Source organism: Solibacillus cecembensis (assembly GCF_050272495.1).
GTDB classification, from domain to species: domain Bacteria; phylum Bacillota; class Bacilli; order Bacillales_A; family Planococcaceae; genus Solibacillus; species Solibacillus cecembensis.
Genome location: NZ_JBNNMF010000004.1, coordinates 65,383 through 85,113 on the forward strand (window position 1 = coordinate 65,383; position 19,731 = coordinate 85,113).

The 19,731-nt window shown below is 36.3% G+C and carries 14 protein-coding genes and 1 riboswitch; of the genes, 6 read left to right on the forward strand and 8 right to left on the reverse strand.

Annotated elements, in window-relative coordinates:
* Positions 1-25 precede the first annotated feature (25 nt).
* The 3 genes from ACQKIH_RS05095 to ACQKIH_RS05105 all read left to right on the forward strand — a co-directional run bounded on the left by ACQKIH_RS05095 (position 26) and on the right by ACQKIH_RS05105 (position 7,400).
* Positions 26-412, forward strand: coding sequence for a hypothetical protein (locus ACQKIH_RS05095; RefSeq protein WP_057983519.1), 387 nt, complete (start codon positions 26-28; stop codon positions 410-412).
* Between the two features lie 345 nt (positions 413-757).
* Positions 758-843: riboswitch (cyclic di-GMP riboswitch) on the forward strand.
* Between the two features lie 130 nt (positions 844-973).
* The gene (locus ACQKIH_RS05100) at positions 974-6,880 is read left to right on the forward strand and encodes an NPCBM/NEW2 domain-containing protein (protein ID WP_427763769.1); all 5,907 of its coding nucleotides are present in this window, start codon (positions 974-976) and stop codon (positions 6,878-6,880) included.
* Positions 6,881-7,043: 163 nt separating this feature from the next.
* Positions 7,044-7,400 (forward strand): glyoxalase superfamily protein, encoded by a 357-nt coding sequence (locus ACQKIH_RS05105; protein WP_057983515.1) that lies wholly within the window; start codon positions 7,044-7,046, stop codon positions 7,398-7,400.
* 123 nt (positions 7,401-7,523) lie between these two features.
* On the opposite strand, the gene ACQKIH_RS05110 is transcribed toward ACQKIH_RS05105, so the two are convergent.
* From ACQKIH_RS05110 to ACQKIH_RS05120, 3 genes are all read right to left on the reverse strand, one after another.
* Entirely contained in the window at positions 7,524-8,093 is a 570-nt protein-coding gene (locus tag ACQKIH_RS05110) for a TetR/AcrR family transcriptional regulator (RefSeq protein WP_427763772.1), read from the reverse strand.
* Positions 8,094-8,217: 124 nt separating this feature from the next.
* Positions 8,218-8,532 (reverse strand): DMT family transporter, encoded by a 315-nt coding sequence (locus tag ACQKIH_RS05115; protein WP_057983513.1) that lies wholly within the window; start codon positions 8,530-8,532, stop codon positions 8,218-8,220.
* A gap of 1 nt (position 8,533) precedes the next feature.
* Entirely contained in the window at positions 8,534-8,881 is a 348-nt protein-coding gene (locus ACQKIH_RS05120; RefSeq protein WP_057983511.1) for a DMT family transporter, read from the reverse strand.
* Between the two features lie 253 nt (positions 8,882-9,134).
* Between ACQKIH_RS05120 and ACQKIH_RS05125 the strand changes: the two genes are divergently transcribed.
* From ACQKIH_RS05125 to ACQKIH_RS05135, 3 genes are all read left to right on the forward strand, one after another.
* Positions 9,135-10,268 (forward strand): DUF418 domain-containing protein, encoded by a 1,134-nt coding sequence (locus ACQKIH_RS05125; RefSeq protein ID WP_427763777.1) that lies wholly within the window; start codon positions 9,135-9,137, stop codon positions 10,266-10,268.
* A gap of 138 nt (positions 10,269-10,406) precedes the next feature.
* The gene (locus ACQKIH_RS05130) at positions 10,407-11,396 is read left to right on the forward strand and encodes a sensor histidine kinase (protein WP_427763780.1); all 990 of its coding nucleotides are present in this window, start codon (positions 10,407-10,409) and stop codon (positions 11,394-11,396) included.
* On the forward strand, positions 11,393-11,998 hold the full coding sequence (locus tag ACQKIH_RS05135) for a response regulator transcription factor (protein WP_427763782.1): 606 nt from the start codon (positions 11,393-11,395) through the stop codon (positions 11,996-11,998). Before ACQKIH_RS05130 ends, ACQKIH_RS05135 begins: the two co-directional genes overlap by 4 nt.
* 357 nt (positions 11,999-12,355) lie before the next feature.
* Here the strand turns inward: ACQKIH_RS05135 and ACQKIH_RS05140 are convergent, their stop codons facing one another.
* The 5 genes from ACQKIH_RS05140 to ACQKIH_RS05160 form a co-directional block, all read right to left on the reverse strand.
* Entirely contained in the window at positions 12,356-12,988 is a 633-nt protein-coding gene (locus ACQKIH_RS05140) for a transmembrane-type terpene cyclase (protein WP_427763784.1), read from the reverse strand.
* Positions 12,989-13,223: 235 nt separating this feature from the next.
* Positions 13,224-16,430, reverse strand: coding sequence for an AAA family ATPase (locus ACQKIH_RS05145; RefSeq protein WP_427763786.1), 3,207 nt, complete (start codon positions 16,428-16,430; stop codon positions 13,224-13,226).
* Complete coding sequence (locus ACQKIH_RS05150) at positions 16,427-17,113, reverse strand: hypothetical protein (protein ID WP_152982927.1); 687 nt, start codon at positions 17,111-17,113, stop codon at positions 16,427-16,429. The genes ACQKIH_RS05145 and ACQKIH_RS05150 overlap by 4 nt, the downstream gene beginning before the upstream one ends.
* The gene (locus ACQKIH_RS05155) at positions 17,046-18,479 is read right to left on the reverse strand and encodes a hypothetical protein (RefSeq protein WP_057983501.1); all 1,434 of its coding nucleotides are present in this window, start codon (positions 18,477-18,479) and stop codon (positions 17,046-17,048) included. The genes ACQKIH_RS05150 and ACQKIH_RS05155 overlap by 68 nt, the downstream gene beginning before the upstream one ends.
* Positions 18,455-19,684 carry a DUF2399 domain-containing protein gene (locus ACQKIH_RS05160; protein ID WP_057983500.1) on the reverse strand — a complete coding sequence of 410 codons (1,230 nt, stop codon included), beginning with the start codon at positions 19,682-19,684 and terminating at the stop codon, positions 18,455-18,457. The genes ACQKIH_RS05155 and ACQKIH_RS05160 overlap by 25 nt, the downstream gene beginning before the upstream one ends.
* Positions 19,685-19,731: the final 47 nt, after the last annotated feature.

Sequence of the window (19,731 nt, forward strand, 5' to 3'; positions counted from 1 at the left end):
TATAAAGACGGAAGGAGGGATAACTATGAATAAATATGTCTTATCAACTGGCATATTGGAAAAAGCGCCTAGAGCCGTTAACGCGGTTATTAATCTAGTTAATTTATCTCGTAAAGATCAGGAAATTGAGATTGAAGTTTGGGATTGGTCTTCTTTTTCCCATCCTATGAAACTCCCCATTATAATAGGAAACAATATACCTGTAATATTTCCTTATCGGCTTTCTCCTGGCAATTTTGAAGAAATCTATGCACATTTAACAGGTGTATCCTTTTATGAAATTCGAATTATTCATCTGAAAGAACGAAAAATCATTGCCAATTGTTTTGGAAGAAGCATTACTTCGGTAGCACAAGAAGGAAATACCGTGTTAGATCAACAACTCATAAAAATTGATTCGAATTGTAGTTAATCAATTATACCTCAGCATAATTGCATCCAGATTTTTTTAGTTCGGGGCCACAGGACGTAGGTCAGTCAGCCGTTGTCACACGATGTGAAGTCTTTAGGCTGACTTCCTACTCCCCCTGTGACATCCGCCGTTTATTATGTACATTCTATTTATATCTACTCTCTCATTTCTATATAAGAATAATTATCAAACTACTTCTAATGAAAAAATTCGATGCGCTATCAAAACACTTTTATATAGTATACAACATGAATATTTAGCCAATTCATCCTATTTGGAGGGGTATTTTTTAGTGCTTATTGTTCTTTTGGAATAATATTCATTATGTTATCCTTCTAGATAGAATAATTGAATAGGCAAACCTAAAGAAATTTAGGGACGCAAAGCTATAGGGACTAAGGTTTATATTACTATGTCAGCCAGTTACCGAAGAGTACATTCTACTTTTTGTTTTTAAAATTTCCATAATTTTTTTATGGGAATTTTTTAGGGAAAGAAAACACTCTAATTAGGGTGTTTTTTTTATGTACTTTTTTGGAAAATCATTAGGAGGAATTTATTATGAAAGTTGTTAAAATTGCAACAGCCGCGGCTATGGCTTTAAGTTTAGTCGGTACCCCAATCAATGCATTAGCAAGTCCAGTTCAAGAAAAAAGCACTATAACGGCTCCAGTTGGAAAAACGATCAAACAAGCAAATCATGCTAGTGTCGGTAAATTTAATTTATATGGAAATGACTTACTAGATACATATAATGAAATTTTCAAAATAGCCAACGCCAATATCGTATCGATTACAAACAATGGTGGCAACTACTCTGGATCACCTCTTGAAAAGGCAATCGACGGCAATATGAATACGCACTGGGAAACAAATAAGGCTAATAATGCAACATTCACGAATGAAGTGATCTTTAATTTCAACGAAACAATTTCGTTAGATCGAATTGTTTATGCTGCTCGTCAAGCAAGCGCGAAAGGTAAAGGCTTTGCCCAAGAATTTGAAATACATAGTTCGTTAACAGATGAAGGCGATAATTTCACATTACTTTCAACTGGCGAATATAAAGGCTCTACAGGGGATATCGTCGAGATTCAGTTTCCCTCTACTGAAGTTAAAAGAGTAAAATTTGTGTTTAAGAAAGCAAATCAAGACTGGGCAAGTGCATCGGAGTTTATGTTCTATAAAGAAGATCCTGTATCTCAAAAAATGAAGACATTATTCACTGATGATACATTCAGCAAAGTAAGTGAAGCATTTAATACAGTTGAGGCTCTTAACAATTTAGAACAAGAAGCAAAAAGCCACCCACTTTATGTGGATTTTAAAGATGCGATTGCCAATGCAAAAGCATTAATTAATGGCATAAATACAGAAGCTACAAATGCCATTACAAAATCATTTACTCATTATTCAAATGAAGCCTATTCAAAGTTATTTAAAATGGATATTGGAAACATTAAGAATATCCGTAACAATGGTGGTCACTATAGTAGCGCTGTAATTGGAAATGCCGTTGATGGAAACTTAGATACTTACTGGGAAACAAATAGAAGTAATTCAAAAGATTTCACAAATGAAGTAGAAGTAGAGTTCAAAGAAGCCGTTACGTTAAATCGTATTATGTACGGAGCACGAAATTCTGACCGTAAAGGGTTTGCGGAAGAGTTTGAAATTTATGCCTCTCAAACTTCTATAGGCAATACTTATCAACTAGTAGCAACGGGTCAACATAATATGGTGGCCGGATTAGTCGAAGCTAAATTTGCACCTACAACATTTAAGCGCGTTAAATTTAAGTTTAAGAAATCAAATCAAAACTGGGCAACACTATCAGAACTTGCATTTTATAAAGAAGATGTTTTAGAAGAACAAGTGAATAATTTATTTACTAATGGTTTAATGAATAAATTAAAGCCAGAGTTTGCGTCAATGGATATCATCAATCAATTAGAAAAAGAAGTTGCAAAACATCCACTAAAAGAGCAATTACAAGTTAACTTAACGATAGCAAAAGATTTACTAAACAACGAAAATGTGACGAACGAAGCAATCGTAACAGCTTCACAACGTGGTAACTCAAATGCAGAAGCAAAAACGCACCAAATTGCAAGAACGTCATTTTCACTAGAAACTTTCGGTAAATATGCCGTACCTGGTGAAACCATTCAAGTATTTGTTGATGCCGACGAAAAAGGTGTGATGCCTAACTTAATTTTCGGCCAAATCGCTGACGATAAAAATGGCTGGATAAGAAGATATGCTTTACATCCAGGTTTAAATACAATAACGGCCCCTTCATATGCAAATATGAAACCTGCAGTTATTTATGTAGAAAACCCGGCTTTACCAAGCGAACAAGCTTATGCACCCAAAGTAAGATTAATCGGTGGGACAGCCTTCCCTGTTTACTATCATGGGAAAACAGATCCTGTAGCATTTGAAAAAGAGTTAGAACAATATGTGGCGAAAATTAGTATAAACGATAACGATTTCGCAAACGGAAAACCTAATGATGTTGTTTTCAATGTAGCGGAACTTGTTTCAGAAAATAATACAATCTCAACAAGTGCTGCAGGTGCCCTAAAAGGCATTCAGGAATTAGCGCCAACAGGAAAAACAATATCTGACACAATGGATGAATGGGAAATCATGTGGAAAGAGTTCCAGAAAGTTAGTGGGTATACAGAAAATGAGCAACGCTTTAATGCAAAGTTCACTTCAAGGGTATTCACAAAAGGTCCTTACGGCTGGTCTGACTGGGGATATACAGGCTATAACGGTGGAAATTCAGCTAAAAGAGATGATGGATTCTTCAAACAAATCGTTAAACCATTTAGCACTCCTGGAAACGATGGTTGGGCCTATTATCATGAATGGGGTCATAATATAAATAACTCCATAATGGAACATACGGAAGTAACGAACAATATTTATTCTGTTATCATGAGAAAAATATTTAATAACAGTACAGATGATCGCGTAGATTGGAACTCATTGTACAAAAGATTTTCAGGCGAAAAAGTGAATCACGGTTTCTGGACTTACTTAGGTGTACTGGAACAAGTGCAATATTATTACGGTGAAGACAGTTATGGTAAAGCTTCTCGAATCGCAAGAACAAATCCAGATGGTGTTATGGATGGTTTAGGTAGTAACTTACAAAGACTAGTTATAGGTTACTCTTTAGCGACTGAAACAGATTTAACAGAGTTCTTTGAAGAGTGGGGTTATGTAACCGCTACTGAAAAAATGAAGGAAAAGGTAGCTCATTTACCTAAACCTAATGTTAAATTAGAATATATGCATAGTTTGGGACGTGATTATAAAGGTACTGGCTTCTCAAAAGATGCGCAAGTTACTGTACAATCACTAACTTCAAATAAAGGTAAGAATGAGATTACATTAACATATGGCATCGATGCGGCTAATAAAGATGCTGCCATGGGTTATGAAATACTGAGAGATGGCGAAGTAGTTGGATATACTACAAGCACTTCATTTGTCGATAAAAATGTAGATACGAGTGGCTCTTATATTTATGAAATCGTTGCTTATGATAAAAAATTAACGAATTTAAAACCTGTAAAAGTTAATTCACAGCAACCAAACTTATCTGTAGAGGAACAAGTAACGCTAAAATTACGACAAGCGTTTGATCCAATGGATTATGTAAAAGCTTCCTCGTATCAAGGAAATGATATTACTGCAGATGTAGTTGTAAAATCGAACAATGTCGATGTTACAAAAAAAGGTGACTACGAAATTGTTTACGAAGTGAAAAACGCGAATATTGTAGAAACAAAAGCAATAAATGTTACTGTAATTAGTGATTATGACTATGTGTCTGATATGGATGCTAAATCGTCTAACATACAATATGGTGGTTTGAAGAAAGACACAGCAACTCCGGGCACTCCAATTACACTTGTGAGACAAGGGCTAGATGCGATTTATAAAAAAGGAATTGGCACACATGCGAATTCAGAAGTTGTGTATGACATCGAAGGAAAAGGCTTTGATTTCTTTGAAAGCTATATTGGAATCGACCAAGTAGCAAAAGGAAAAGCCTCTTCAGCAACATTCGAAGTGTGGGTCGATGGCGAAATGAAATTTGGTAGTGATGTATTCAAATCGAATACCGAACATGAATTTATCAAAGTTCCTGTCACTGGTGCAAAAGAAGTAAAGTTAATTACTACAGATGCCAAAAACGGTAACGAGTCTGACCATACAGTATGGGCGGATGCTAAATTTACGCAAGATTCTAGTAAGCCTATAATAACTGTTTCTGAAGAGCTTACATTCGTAAAGCTAAACAGCGACTTTGATGTACTACAAGGTGTCGAAGCATTCGATATGGAAGATGGTAATTTAATTGAACAAGTAAGCATAAAAACAAATGACTTTAATGTTAATAAAACAGGCACATATAATGTGGAATACTCTGTCACGGATGGTGATGGCAATACTGTTACGAAAGCGAAAGAAATCTATGTGTACAGTGATGCTAAATTTGCAAGTGACACAGATTGGAAGTCAGCGCAAACTGCTTGGAAAACAGTAAACAAAGATAAGGCTTCAGTTGGTGAAACGATCAAAATACTCGTTAATGGGGAAGTAAAAGAATTTGCTAAAGGTATTGGAACACATGCAAGCTCAGAAATTGTTTACGATCTTGAAGGCAAAAACTATGATTATTTCGAAACATTAATAGGTGTGGATAGAAACATTGCTGAAAATAATAAATCGAGTGTTCTATTCAAAGTTTTAGCAGATGGCGAAGAAGTTTACAATAGCGGCGTTATGAAATATAACACAGAATCGAAATTAGTAAGAGTTCCACTACAAGGTGTAAAAGAATTAACGCTTATTGCAAGTGATGCTGGTAATGGAGTTGAATCTGATCATGCTGACTTTGCAGATGCCAAGTTCTATATTTCAAATGGATTGCCTGAACTTATGATTCCAAAGTCGGTTGCAACTAAAGTAGGCACTCCAATTGACATTACCGAACAATATACTGCAATCGATGCAGAAGATGGCGATTTAACAGCCTCTGTACAAGTAACTGGAGATAATCAAGTAAACTTTAACCGAGCTGGTAAATATGAAATTACTTATTCTGTTACAGATAGCGATGGCAATGAAGCAACTGCGAAGAGAACGATTTCTGTTGTAAATATGGATGATTACAATTATTTATCTGATTTCAACTGGAATTCTACTCAAAATAGCTACACAACGCCATTGAAAGATCGATCAATTAGTAACAATACATTACGATTAACTGGAGAAGATGGCAGTGTGAAAGCCTACGAAAAAGGGATTGGTGCACATGCTACTTCAACAATCGTCTATGATTTAACAGATAAAGATGCCGAGTACTTCACTTCATTTGTAGGTGTAGACCGACATATGCATGGTTCTGTAGGTTCTATTGCTTTCCAAGTATTTGTTGATGGTGAAAAACAATTCGACAGTGGCTTAATGAATTCTAGAGACCCCCAAAAATTCATTGAAGTGAATATTGCTGGCGCTCAAGAATTGAAGTTAGTCGTTACGGATGGCGGTAATGGAATTGGCTCTGACCATGCGACATGGGGAGATGCTAAATTGCATTTCGCAAACGCAGATAGAGTGTTTACAGACGTTTTAGCAGCGGGAATTGAAGATGCGAAAGCAATTAATGTTGAAGATTATACATCAGAGAGTGTTACTGTTCTACAAGTAAGTATCGCACAAGCAGAAGAAATGCTCGCTAACAAGCAAGCGACTCAAGCAGACATTGATCAAGCAGTAGAAATGCTAAAAAGAGCAATTGATGCATTAGTAGCAATTGACTTTGATCAAGTTATTATGATTCAAGACAACATGCTAAAAACGGCGATCCAACAAACGCTTGGACTTACAGATGAAATTACATTACGTGATATGCACAATCTTACAAGCTTAAGTAGCTCGAATGCACACATCACAAGTTTAGAAGGTTTACAACATGCGATTAACTTAGTTTCACTAGACATTTCAGGAAATTCCATTACTGATTTCTCACCATTAAAAGAGCTAAGTAAATTAGATGACGTAAACGCACATCCACAAATCGTAGAAGTGAATGGCTTTACAGGACCAGTAATAACGATGGAAAACTTAGTAAAAGGCTTAGACGGCAACTATTTAAACCCTTATCAAATCGGTCTTAGAAATACTCGAACAAATAAAGAAATCTATGTAGATGTTGAGCAGCTTGCACCAAATGCAGACCAGTTTACAGTTGATCTGTCAGAAGAGGATAATGGGACTTATATGTTAGTAATCGCATATACGTTGAAAGAAGACACACTTATCCAGTTAGTTTCTTTTGTAGATAACCCAACATCAAAACAAGATGAGATGACCGTTCAACCTGAAGAAGTTATTGAGCAATTGGATGAAGAAGTTGTTGAACAATTAAATGAAAAAGAGTAAGAAATAAAATATAATAAAAAGGCATGTTCCGTTCATATCGAACCGAACATGCCTTATTTTTCTGAAGGTAAAGCTACTTCATGAAGTTGCAAAATTCGGTTCCACTTCAAAATTTATTATTTAAAATTTCAAATAACACTATAATTAATTGGAGGACGTCAATATGCAAACTGTGATTCCTGCATTTCGTATTACTGATTATTCAAGGAGTAAGGCGTTTTATATAGAAGGAATGGGTTTTAAAATCGACTGGGAGCACCGGTTTGAACCGCATTTCCCTGTTTTTGTTCAGATTACTAAAGATGATATGACAATTTATTTAACTGAACATACTGGTGACTGCCAAATTGGCGGATTAATTCACTTTTTCGTCCCTAATGTTGATAACTGGTACAACGAATTAAAGAGTAACAAAAATATCTGTATTACAGAGCCTCCAAATAACAGTCTTGAAGGGCTTCGCATGATGAATATTGTAGATCCCGATGGAAATCAAATACGTATATGTACACATTTATAATCAATTTTGGCTTTTTTCATGTAGCCGTTATGTTTCTTTTCTATTCTATATTTCCCGCTCAAATAATCTGCACCAGGTACCTGACCAATTAAATCAAGTTAAACGAAATCAAAAAAGTGCATATTATTTCAATGCACTTTTAGTAAATTCAACTAATTCTTTATATTGAGCTTTTATTTCATCATTCGAAGGTGAATCATATAAATATAATTGCTCGGCAGTGGATTCTATTAAGCCAATTAAAATACGGGATGTACGTGCACAATTAATATTCTTTCGGATTTCTCCTTTTTCCATCGATTGTTGCAAGAAAATATACATCCAATCATAGAATGGCGAATAAATAGATTCCCATTGCTTCAAATGCTCACTTTGCGCTAATCCGGCATATAGCATTGCAAATATTTCCTTCTTACTTTCGGTAATCCGAAATACGGCGCTTACCAAATCTTCAATTTTTTTGTCTAAATCATCGGATAAATCGATACTTGAATGGATCTCTTTCATAATCTCTTCAACAGCGTATTTGGCGATTTCTGGCATAACAGAAAACTTTGATGGAAAATATAAATAAAAAGTGCCTTGGGCTATACCAGCAGCCTTAACAATATCCGATATTTTTGTATTTTCAACACCTTTAAATGCAAACTGCTCAATTGTGGCTTCAATAATTTTTTGTTTTTTATCCAACATTGTATCACCTCAAATTGTTGAATGAAGTTCATTCATATTTACTTTTATCATAACGAACCTTTCAAAAAAGAACAATATTGATTACTTCTAAAAAAATGAAAAACCCTTTGTTCCCTATTACTAATTAAGAAACATATTTTAGCCCTGAAACACCTATTACAATTACCAATACCGCAGCAAATCTACCGACACTTTTAGATTCTCCAAAAAATATCATATTAATAATTACGGCAGCAGTTGTTCCTATTCCGATCCAGACCGCATAAGCAATACTCACTTGCAAATAGTCAAATGAAGCATATAAAAAATAGAAAGCACCGCTAAACCCTGAAACTAATATGATGGCATTCACTAAATTTTTGGTTGTACTAAATTTTTTTAGTCCAATTACGCCAATCGTTTCTAATATTGCAGCAAGAAATACAAATAACCATCCCATACTAAGCTGCCTCCTTTTGTTGTTTACGCTCAGACAAAGTATCTGCAATGTTTAACATCATGACACCAATTACAATGACACAAATGAATACAACTTTCATAGCAGTAAATGTTTGATCAAATAAAAATACATCCATTAACGCTGTACCAACTGTTCCCGCAGCAGCAAAAATCGCGTATACAGTTCCTGTTGGTAGCCCTTCACAAGCCTTTGCTAAAAACCAAAAATCTATAATAATAATTGGGATAATAATTGCCCAATGCCACGTTGTATTTGCCACGTTAAAACCATAAATCCACAACAACTCACACAAACTTGTCAAAATAACAAAAATCCATGATTTATTCATCATTTTTCTCCTCGTATAAAACAGTTTATTAACTCCAATCAATAATGACTGACGTTCATTCATAATTTAACATACTGAATACAGAAATTCAAATATATTTCTTTGTACCCCATCTTGCACCCTTTCCATTTTCCTCAATAATCCCTCTCAACATGACACCTGTCATAAAGTACTTTTGACTGGTGTGAATGGGATTCGTATCTATTCCTCTGTATCATTACAATTATAAGAAAACGTGAAGAGAGTGATATGGATGATGAATCGTACTGAAAGAATGCCTTTAGTCGATATTTTACGTGGATTTGCAGTTTTGGGGACGCTCGGTACAAACATTTGGATTTTTGCTTATCTTGGGAACTTATCTTACATTACGACAAGTGCTTATGCTGGTTGGTGGTCATTGAATGATTTTGTTCGAATGCTTGTGTTATTTCTCGTAAATGGTAAATTGCTCGGACTGTTAACGATCATGTTTGGTGTTGGTCTAGAATTAAAATATCAACAATCGATACGAAAAGGGAATGCTTGGCCAGGAGTTTATATTTGGACTGTTTTATTCTTGTTTGTCGAGGGCTTGATTCATTTCACACTCGTAATGGAATATGACATTTTGATGAGTTACGCGGTGACCGCAATAATCGTTGCTTTTATCATAAAGGCTGGGGATAAGGCTATTAACCGCACTTTATATTTGGTTGGCGGATTTCATGCACTCTTTATACTACTCGTTTTATTAACTGCCTTACTAGGTGCAAACGTATCTTTACCTAGCAACGATGCGATTGTTAGCATTTATCAAAATGGTACTTGGTTTGAACAAATCGACAATCGTTTAACGAATTTTTGGTTTTTTAGAACGGAAGCGATTTTTATTATACCGATGAATATTTTCTTATTTTTAATAGGTGTCAAATTCATGCGTAACGGCGTATTTGCTCAAGGTGAAAACGGCCGTCAAGCGCGCAAAAAATTACTTTCAATTGGGCTATATTTCGGTGTTCCCCTAAATCTACTTATCTTTATTCCTGGGGGCGCTTTTGATTTACCTGTGCGCTATTTATTTGCACCGATAATGGCACTTGGTTATATTGGAATTTTTGGTAAAATGATAGAATATAAAAAAGGTGATTGGCTGTGGATGCGATTAGGGCATGTTGGCAAAATGTCTTTAAGCATTTACGTGCTCCAAAACATTATGGCATCATTCATTTTCTATGGGTGGGGCTTAGGATTGGGCGGAAAATTGAATAGCATGGAGGTAATTGCCATCTGGCTATCCCTTTCCATTCTCCAACTTTTCATTGCGCAATTTTGGATCAAACATTTTCATGTTGGGCCTATGGAATGGATACGAAAGTATGTCGTTCAAGCCATTTCGAATAAATAATAAAGGTTGGTGTAACATATAAAAATTTATCCAAAAGATCAAGCCATACAATACTTAGTAATTGACGTAGTATCAATTGTTTTTTTAATCTCTATTGTATTAAGTTCGGACTCAGATTTATCGTTACCCGCCAAAATTATGATCCTCAGTTTATTGTTAGTGGCGTTTTATTTTGCATTATGGTATCGAGATTGGCGCCTTCATTTGGCAACATTAGTAGGGCTATTACTTATTGCAATTATTGCTGTTTACGAAGGTTCTGTCATGTTGACTTTTGGATTTATGTTCGCCGATTCAATTGGAAGAGCGCGACTTAAATGGCATATTGCGTCGGCTATGGTTGCAATTGTGCTCATGTTTATTATTGTTTTATGGATTGAAAGTGGCGAACTTTTTAAAATAGAAGAACCGATGATTATTCCGATTTTTATGCTGCAATTATCCTTCCCTTTACTTATTTACTTTATAGAAAAAACGAAAAGCTTAAAAGCAGAGTTAGCAACGGTGAATACGCAGCTCGTGCAACAAGACGAAAGGCAACGTATTGCAAGGGACCTTCATGATACGATTGGTCATACGTTAACGATGATCAAAATAAAAACTGAGTTGACAACAAAATTGATGGACAAAGATCCAAAAAGGGCGAAAGTTGAGCTAGACGATATATTATCCACGACACGCACAGCGTTAAAACAAGTAAGAGAAATCGTATCCGATATGAATTTTATCTCGTTAGAAAGTGAGCTTTTGCATTGTAAAAACGCATTACAGACAGCCCATATTTCTTTCAAGTTGAAGAATAAATATTCCAATATCCTATTAGCTAGTGTGGAAGAAACAATGCTCGCCTTATGTGTGAGAGAAGCCACAACCAATCTGATTAAGCATAGTCAGGCTAAAAATTGTATTTTTGAGATTGATTATATTGACCACATTTATTGTTTAAAAATAATTGATGACGGTGTTGGTCTAGAAAACCAAGGCCTCGGTAATGGTATCTCTTCTATGAAGGATCGAATGTCCGCTCTTCAAGGAACCGCCTCGGTCAACAATATAATAACGGGTGGAACGATTGTCACGTTAAAACTTCCTATCCAAAATTCCAGAAAGGTGGAGCCGTCCCTATGATACGTGTCCTAATCGCTGAAGATCAGCAAATGTTACGTGGTGCCTTAACATCCTTACTATCATTCGAGCCCGATATCCAAGTTATTGCAGAGGTAGCAGATGGCCAAAAAGCATGGGAAGTAATTCAAAGCGAAGTACCTGACGTTTGTATATTAGATATTGAAATGCCCTTTCTCACTGGACTTGAACTTGCCGAAAATATCAAAAATGACAATTTATCGTGTAAAGTCATGATTGTGACGACATTTGCACGACCTGGTTATTTACAAAAAGCGATGGATTGTAATGTGCATGGGTATTTATTAAAAGACGAACCGATTGATTATTTAATCGAAACAATTCGAAAAATAAATAATGGAGACAAAGTAGTGAGCAGAGATTTAGCCGCTACATTATTCGTGAAAGAACTCAACCCACTCAATGAACGAGAAATTGCCGTGCTCCAACTTGTAAAAGAAGGCTGCACGACAAATGAAATAAGCAAAAAACTATTTCTAACAAAAGGCACAATTCGCAACTATTTATCCACCTCTATTCAAAAGCTTCACGTTGAATCTCGCCAACAAGCTGTTAATCTGGCTAGTGAGAAGGGTTGGATTTAGCGAAAATTCGATGTTATTTAGCTAAAAGAATTGTTTTTCACCCGGTGAAGTCCATTCTTTCATACAACTTCACAAGATGGCTCGACACTATTTCAAAACCTTACTAAACAATAATCTCCCCCAGCATAAAGTTAGTAGTTAGGCAGTTTGAACACAGAAAAAAATTGGAATCATACATAACTGTATTCCAACTTTTAAAAATCTATGTTATTTTATTAGGAATAAATACAAGATTGGACTACTAATGGTTCTATTAATGTACTATAACCAATCTTTGTATAAGTCCGCGGAAAAACACAATCGATTTACCGGGCATAAACAACTAAGACCGACTAGTGCTACTAGTCGGTCTTTAAACTAATGTAAGAGTGATTTTTTTCTATTTAACTTGTAAACTAAGCCAATGTAAATCCAATCATATATTAGAATGGCAACAGAAATAATCGTAATCAAGCTGGTTTGGAAATAGATATAGAGACCAATAGATATACATAGGGTACCCAGCATTTTAAATATCGCGATTGCCAACGATTGCCCCTCCAAATTTCCTCTCCAAAACAATAAAGAGATAAACAGACCCGACATCATTAAGTTTTGTGAAAAAGCTACGTACTTCCCTTCGAAATCATTTATCTCATGTGTGATCATCAGTATTATGTAAAAACTAATGCCCAGTGTTATGAAGAAAGATAAATAAAAAAGATGCTTAGACAAATATTTTTTAAATTCCTTTCGACCATAGATTAAATATTGCATCAATATGACACTATCCAAGGCAAACCAAATCATCGTGATTTTCTGTTGAATATCATTTATTGGGTAAATGAATGCAAAAATGAATTCCCATGAAATATTTGCACAAATTGCGACCATCGGCATACCATATGCCTTATCTCGAAATCCCCGCATTATTATTAGTATGTACGTCAAAATCCAAAACAGAGCCATCCCTAATTGCAACACTAAAAACCAATTAATTTGATTCGTCAAATACACCATCCTTCTGATTAATAAGAACTAATGCTCGTCTCTTCCACTATATGATACGGTAGGTATCCCCTATTCATATTACTCAAAATGCAGAATCTCCCGTTGTAAAAAAAGAAATAAGCAGTTTTTTATTGTTCAAATAAGCTATTTTTCTATCAGGATAAAAAAAGGGCTATTGATCAAGAATTTAATTCCTGCTCAATAGCCCTAATTGTGAAAATCGCATATAAGTCTCCTAAATCCCCTGCCCCATCATCAAACTTTTCACACGACTAATTGGAATTTGTGCGTCGTGATCAATAATGAAGGCACGCGAGAAATTGCGGTAATACTGCTCATCATGTGTTTTAGGTGATAAAATAAATAATTTACGCTGTAATTCCTGATTGTATAAGGCAAATACCTTTTCTTTGCGATTTTCATCCAGTGCACTGTCGAACTCGTCTAGTAAAATAAAGCCTGGCGATGTTTGGAGGTTTTTTAGTAAAGCTAATGCAAAAAGTAGTGAGCTTAACGATTCTTCACCACCCGAAACACCTTTCCCAAACTTGCCGTTACGTGCTTTAATACTGACTTCCGTTAAATTACCACGATGCCCTTTTTTCCGTACTTTTAAAAATAGCTGGAAAATTGTGCGACCACGCTTATCGGTATAACGTTCCCATTCAATTGCTCCTTCAAAGCCAAACTCATCCATATACCCTTCAAATAAATGACGGAGTGCACGTACTTGCATACTAATCGTATTTTCAAGATTTGTAGCGAGTTCATCTGTATGTTGCTGTTGCTCTTGAATCATTTTTTCCGTTTTTAATACGGTGTCACGTTTATCTATATAATCCTTTTGAATGATCTCAAAATTTTGTGGGGCTTGTGGATTGATTTTAGCTTGGCGCGCATCGAAAAATTCAGCCTTAGCATTTACATTCATTTGCAGTATCTTTGTTTTCGAAAACTCCGTAATGACCGGCTCCATAATCGTTTCGGTGTATAAATTAGATACAATGCTCGCCAATTCAGCAAGGTTGATTTCATGTTTTGTTACTTGCTCCTGCGCCACCTCGATTGTATCTTCTAAAGACGCTTTCAAACGATTGGCGCCTTCTAAATCCTGCTCCGTATCGGTTAATTCTGATTTTAATTGATGCTGGTTATTTTTCACCTTACGAATCTCATCTTCAAACTGGTGTATTGAAGTTTCCAGCGTTCGAATATCTTTTTGCAGCTGATTGTATTGGCTTTTCTTTTCATCAAAGCTTTTCTTAAGAGCGGTATACTGATTTTGAAGCTCTGTCAAAGCACCAAGCTTCTTATAAATTTCTAGCTCCTCTAACAATTGTTTCTGCTCGAATTTCAAAACAGCGTAATCACTATTATGCGTAGCCAGCTGCTGTACTTTATCTTTCAATGTTGTTTGTAGCTGCGTAAGTTCCTGCTTCAAAACGGTTAAATACTTCTCATGATTCACAACATCGTTTGCTTGTGTGAAATAGGCTTCGGCTTTTTGAATATCTGGCAAAGCATTTCGCAACCTGCTATGCTCTGCACTATTTTGCTGATAGTTCTGTTCTAATTGCGCTAACTGCTCGGAAATTTTCATATGTTCTTTCCGCAGACGTAGCAAGCTTTGAGCGATTGATTTTTCACTTAAAATAAAGGTATCTTGCTCCTGAGTACCACGACTTCCACGCTCATCAACGAGCATATTACTCGAAATTTTGGGTGTTTGAATGAAAAATTGCTCAATCCAATACAGTATCTTTGAGGAAAAAACTTGCTCGGTTTGGGTTAAATTCCCGCGCGTTGTTAATTTCAATTGCGGTAAATCCTTAATAAATCGCGTTGGAATAATGCTTTTTAACGATACATAATACAAGTCATTGACGGGCTGAATCATTTTGGCATCGTAAAAAATACTATATTTAATCGTATCTAAACGCCTTTCATCAGCTGGCATTGCATCTTCTGTTAACTCCACTAAATCTCGCAAAGCATAGGCTACAATATTATGTTGACGAAGTTCCTGCAAGCCCTTTTGCTGGCGCTGTGAGTACACTTGATTTTGCTCAAATGAATGAATTTCAGCTTCTACTGTTTTTTTAGCAGCAACTAATTTCGAACGGTTTTCAAAATATTTTTCTAAGATTTGCTCAAACTTTTGAATTTGATCCTTCACTACATAAGAACTGCGAAATTGTTTTTTTATTCGTTCCATCTCTTCTTTTTGCTCATGAATCTGTTGAAGTTCGAACTCTTTTTTAATAGTTAATTGATTGTGCTGCTGCATTGCTTCCAACAGCTCATTTTGATCATTGTGTAAGCGATCCATCATGGTCGCACTTTCTACTAGCTGTTCGCTCTTTTGCTGATAAAGTTGTTGCGTTTCGATTTCTGAATAACGCAGTCTTTTTCGCTCTTGATCCGTTTCGGCTAACTGTTTTTGTAAATGCATTAAATCGACTTCTAATGTCGCAATTTCCTCGGTAAAACGTTGTCCCTGCCCCAGCTTCTTACTTTTTGTCGATTGCAAATCTTGAAGTTGTTGTTGCTTCATCATGAAAACTTTATGTAATCGTTCTTGCTGCGACTTAATAACCTTTATTTTTTTTGAATTATCCTCCATGTTTACGTGTATTTCCGCCATTTTTTTCTCACTAGCGGTAATCACCTGTTGTTCCATATGCTTTAATGTGTTCGTTGTTAAAATCAACTGTTTACCAGATGTAGCCATTCTTTGTTGGTTGGCATGATAATCATTTAATTCATTTTGTGCACGATTTAACTCATGGTTGGCATTATTCACAAATTGCTGTGATTCCTTCAGTACAACAGCAAGCTCACTTAGTTGAGCAATTTGCGTTTCCCATTTTTGCTGAATATCTGAAATACCGTACATATCACTAAATCGACGAAAGCGCTCTTCAGGTGAATAGGCTGCAAATTGATTGACCTCCTGCTGATACCATATTAAATAGTACATATCCGGGAAAATCTTATATTTCTTTTTCAACTGCTCCGTATACAAAGAAAAATTGCGCTGTTGACTATCACCTGAGCGGAAAATATCTTCCAACACTAAACCATCTATTGTTTCGCCATACAAAATTTCATATTCTCGTTGCGGAATGGCATTAGCACTTGGCTGGTCAATATTCACACGAAACGCAATGTATGGGGGACCATCTACTTGTGAACTACCTGTATTTTTAAACGTCAACGTAATCGAAGCACGCCATGCCTTTGTATCTGGAATATTATTCGAACGAATTCCTTCTAGCGACACACGGGATGAATTTAAAACAGCGCCAAAACAAAAGGCCAATGTCGATTTCCCTGTACCATTTGGACCTGTGATCAGCACATGCTCGAAATCATCGCCAAATGTTAATTGCGTTGCTGGAAAATCGCGTACACCTGAAAATGCTAATCGATATGGAATCATAGCTCATCCTCCTTTAAATACAAGTTATAGCGTTTGAAAAACTTCAGCACTTCTTCTTTACTAAGCTGACGTTCCTGAGAAAACTCTAGCGTTCGGCGTAAAAATGAATCAGAGAACATATGAACACCAATTGTAGTCAATTTATACGCTTCTTCAGTGGCCGAAATATCATATTTCTCCACCGCGCCAATCGATTCTAACGGCTTAATATTCGCTACCATTTTGCGTGTGGCATTGTAATTTTCGTGCCCGAAATCCGCTATTACTTGATCTAGCAGCGTAAACTCATGATTTAACACTTCCTGCTGATAAAACATGTAAAGCAAGATGGCAAGGGATTCTTTATTGAGCGTCGTTTTCGCTTCACGCGCTGGTACACGCATTAACACAACTGCCCGGTCACGCTTATCATCATAAACTACTTGGAAATAACGACCTGTTACAAGATTGACACGTTCCATAAAAGATAAAAATGCGTCATCACCTTTTATTTTAAGGATCTTTTCAATTTCATTACGCTTTAAGCCATAATTTTGACGCAGCGTCGTGGAGGAAGAAGAATACAATAGCCGCATAAATACTAATTCTTCCTCAATAGATAAATAGATTTTTAAATTATTCAGTACGTCCAGGCGGTTTTGCTCGAAGTTCTCTTGGGGAGACGGTGTATTTTCGGTCGTCATCATTAATCCACTTCCATTCTTTTTCATAGTCAATGGTCTTTTCGGTTGGGACATACGCCACTTTTTTATTCGCCTGCATGGCAGACACGACAAATAAGGACTTGATTGCATCACTCCAAGAGCTGGAAGATGTTTGAACTATGAGCTCTTCAATTTGTGTTTCACCATGCAAGGCTAAATGCTGCTCAATCTTTTCCGTATCCATTTTAGATTTCGTCACTTCCCAAGCTGCATTTTTAAAGATTTCTTCAATCGTTTGGCCTTCCACATATTGTTCTTCATATTGCTCAAGTTCCGTTTCAGGCAAAGGTTCATTTATTTTCGGTTCATAATGCTCTAGGTAATCAATGGCCAGATCTATATCCGCTCCACCAATTGGCGACGTAAATTTCACTGGCAACCAAATTCCATCCATTGCTTCATCCGCGTATAAATTTTGTTCCATAAAACTTAAAATATCTTCTACATTCGGCGTATTCGTTTCGGTTTCAGTGTTGTACATTTTGAAAATATATTGACGAAACTTTTCAGGGGAAACGTTTTGGTGAATTTCAATTTCTTGCATCGTGACAAAGCGTACATATTTCTTCAAAAGACTTGTGCTAAGTGTCGTACCTTTTGCTAATGCCACTGTGCCGCGCTGAATTAAATTTGTCATTATTAAACTTTCTTCAACCGTTTGGAACTGGGCTAGGCGCTCCTTCATTTTCTGTTCTAAATCCATCATAAGCTCATGAATAATTTGCAATTGTGGCAACGCATTTTTTTCTGCTAAAAGCTCCAACTGTCGATTTTCTAATGTTTGGACAGCATCTTCTACATTCACAATCATGGACGCAATGCGATTCCCACCAGAAACCCCTTTATCATCATAAGCTTCACTAATTTCCGCATCACGTCTTGCTTGAAATAGCGAGCGACCAATATCATCTTTCAAATAATAAGCTAGCGTATCGTTCGCTAAACGGATAAGTGCATCCATTAACCGTTTCCCACGGTCTTGTAGCTTAATTTGACGGGACTGTTTGGCAATCCAACTATTCGTTTGTAACAGACGAACGACATGCTCAATATCCTTTTGATCGGGCGGTGTCAAATCGTTATATGTCCGTACATAGCGGTAATACAGCATTTTTTCATCTTCAATCGGATCATTAATACCAAGTGCCGCTTCATTTAATAACTGAATAATATTTATAAAACGTAAAATTTCAAGCGGTGCATCATACATCTTTTCGCCACCTAGCTCTTTTAAAACACCACCTAACGAAGCCAAATCACGCATCGTCATTTTCAACTCAGGTGTATTCGCTTCACTATTAAAAATCGAAATAGGCGCACTTACATTTCCAGCCATTGGGTCCATTGTGCAACATCTCCTAACTGCTGTTCTTGTTCATGAAAAGCAATGTGTAACTCCTCTATTAACCACTTTTCATATTCCGTAAAGGTTGAAAAAATTTGCTCATTCCGGGCGACAAAACGTTTATTTGTTGCCGTGATTAACTCATCAAGCCCGCGACTAATCGACAAGCCCGCTGCATCGTAATCTGTCCAAATAAATACGGTTGTTTTCGATTGCATGAGCTGACGTATCAACATTTTATGTGCAGTTCGTAACTGACCGTCTATAGACAACACAAAACTATTCGTACGTTGTAAAAACGCCATTTCCGTACTCATCCGTGTTAAAATTGCGCGATTTTCCACCAGCCAAATATTCGTGCACGCTGTCGTAAAACGGTCATGCACCATATTTTGATCGGTCAATGCATGAATCGAGCCATAATTGTAACTGCTAAAGTTGCCACTTAATTGCCCACTGAAAAACAGTGGTGTAATCTGCCCTAAACTCACTAAACCACAGTCGCTTGTCTTCATGTCAAACCATTGCTCAAGCAGGGCAATAAATTCTTTTTTATACGAATCAAACACTTTGGAACCACCAATTGCATCAAAGTACGTCGCACCAATTTCCTTAAAATCAAACAATTGCTGGCGACTGACTAATTGGAAAAACGCAATGCAAAATTCAAGAAACGTCAGCCGCTTTGCAGTTGGCCATGTGATTGGAAATAGTGAACATTGCTTTAACTCTGTTTCTGATGTATTTCGTTGTAATAGCTCAAGAATTTCAGCATTTCCCTTTGGAAACTGATCCATGAGTTTGTTATAGGTGGCGCTAAATTGAGCATTTTTTTCGTTATTTTGGTGCTCAAAATATGTATATAAACTAATGCCCATTCTAAAATATGCTTCTTTAACGGTTTGTCCGTCTGTATGAAAACGAATTTCCTCGGTAATCCATCCCTGTTGAATCCACGTTTCGAGTGTATGAAGAGGTGCTTGTAAAGTCCTTTTATTATGATGGGTCAATTTTGCCTGTAAAATTTCAGCTGGCGGGATTCCGTCATGTAGTTCACCAAACTTTAACATGGCAATTCTTTTATATGTTCGCGCTGTTTTTTTCGTAATATACGCTTCAAATATAGCTGGTCTAATTTCGACAGGCGCTTCAAGAATTTCGTTTGATTTCAAAAAATAGCGGTCAAAAAATAAATCATTATTCATCGTTCACGCCCCCCTATTCTATATAATCCCATCATAACAAATATTGA

Coding starts and splice junctions, on each gene's coding strand:
- ACQKIH_RS05095 (WP_057983519.1), top strand. CDS start 26: ATGAATAAATATGTCTTATCAACTGGCATATTGGAAAAAGCGCCTAGA.
- ACQKIH_RS05100 (WP_427763769.1), top strand. CDS start 974: ATGAAAGTTGTTAAAATTGCAACAGCCGCGGCTATGGCTTTAAGTTTA.
- ACQKIH_RS05105 (WP_057983515.1), top strand. CDS start 7,044: ATGCAAACTGTGATTCCTGCATTTCGTATTACTGATTATTCAAGGAGT.
- ACQKIH_RS05110 (WP_427763772.1), bottom strand. CDS start 8,093: ATGTTGGATAAAAAACAAAAAATTATTGAAGCCACAATTGAGCAGTTT.
- ACQKIH_RS05115 (WP_057983513.1), bottom strand. CDS start 8,532: ATGGGATGGTTATTTGTATTTCTTGCTGCAATATTAGAAACGATTGGC.
- ACQKIH_RS05120 (WP_057983511.1), bottom strand. CDS start 8,881: ATGAATAAATCATGGATTTTTGTTATTTTGACAAGTTTGTGTGAGTTG.
- ACQKIH_RS05125 (WP_427763777.1), top strand. CDS start 9,135: ATGATGAATCGTACTGAAAGAATGCCTTTAGTCGATATTTTACGTGGA.
- ACQKIH_RS05130 (WP_427763780.1), top strand. CDS start 10,407: ATGATCCTCAGTTTATTGTTAGTGGCGTTTTATTTTGCATTATGGTAT.
- ACQKIH_RS05135 (WP_427763782.1), top strand. CDS start 11,393: ATGATACGTGTCCTAATCGCTGAAGATCAGCAAATGTTACGTGGTGCC.
- ACQKIH_RS05145 (WP_427763786.1), bottom strand. CDS start 16,430: ATGATTCCATATCGATTAGCATTTTCAGGTGTACGCGATTTTCCAGCA.
- ACQKIH_RS05150 (WP_152982927.1), bottom strand. CDS start 17,113: ATGACGACCGAAAATACACCGTCTCCCCAAGAGAACTTCGAGCAAAAC.
- ACQKIH_RS05155 (WP_057983501.1), bottom strand. CDS start 18,479: ATGGACCCAATGGCTGGAAATGTAAGTGCGCCTATTTCGATTTTTAAT.
- ACQKIH_RS05160 (WP_057983500.1), bottom strand. CDS start 19,684: ATGAATAATGATTTATTTTTTGACCGCTATTTTTTGAAATCAAACGAA.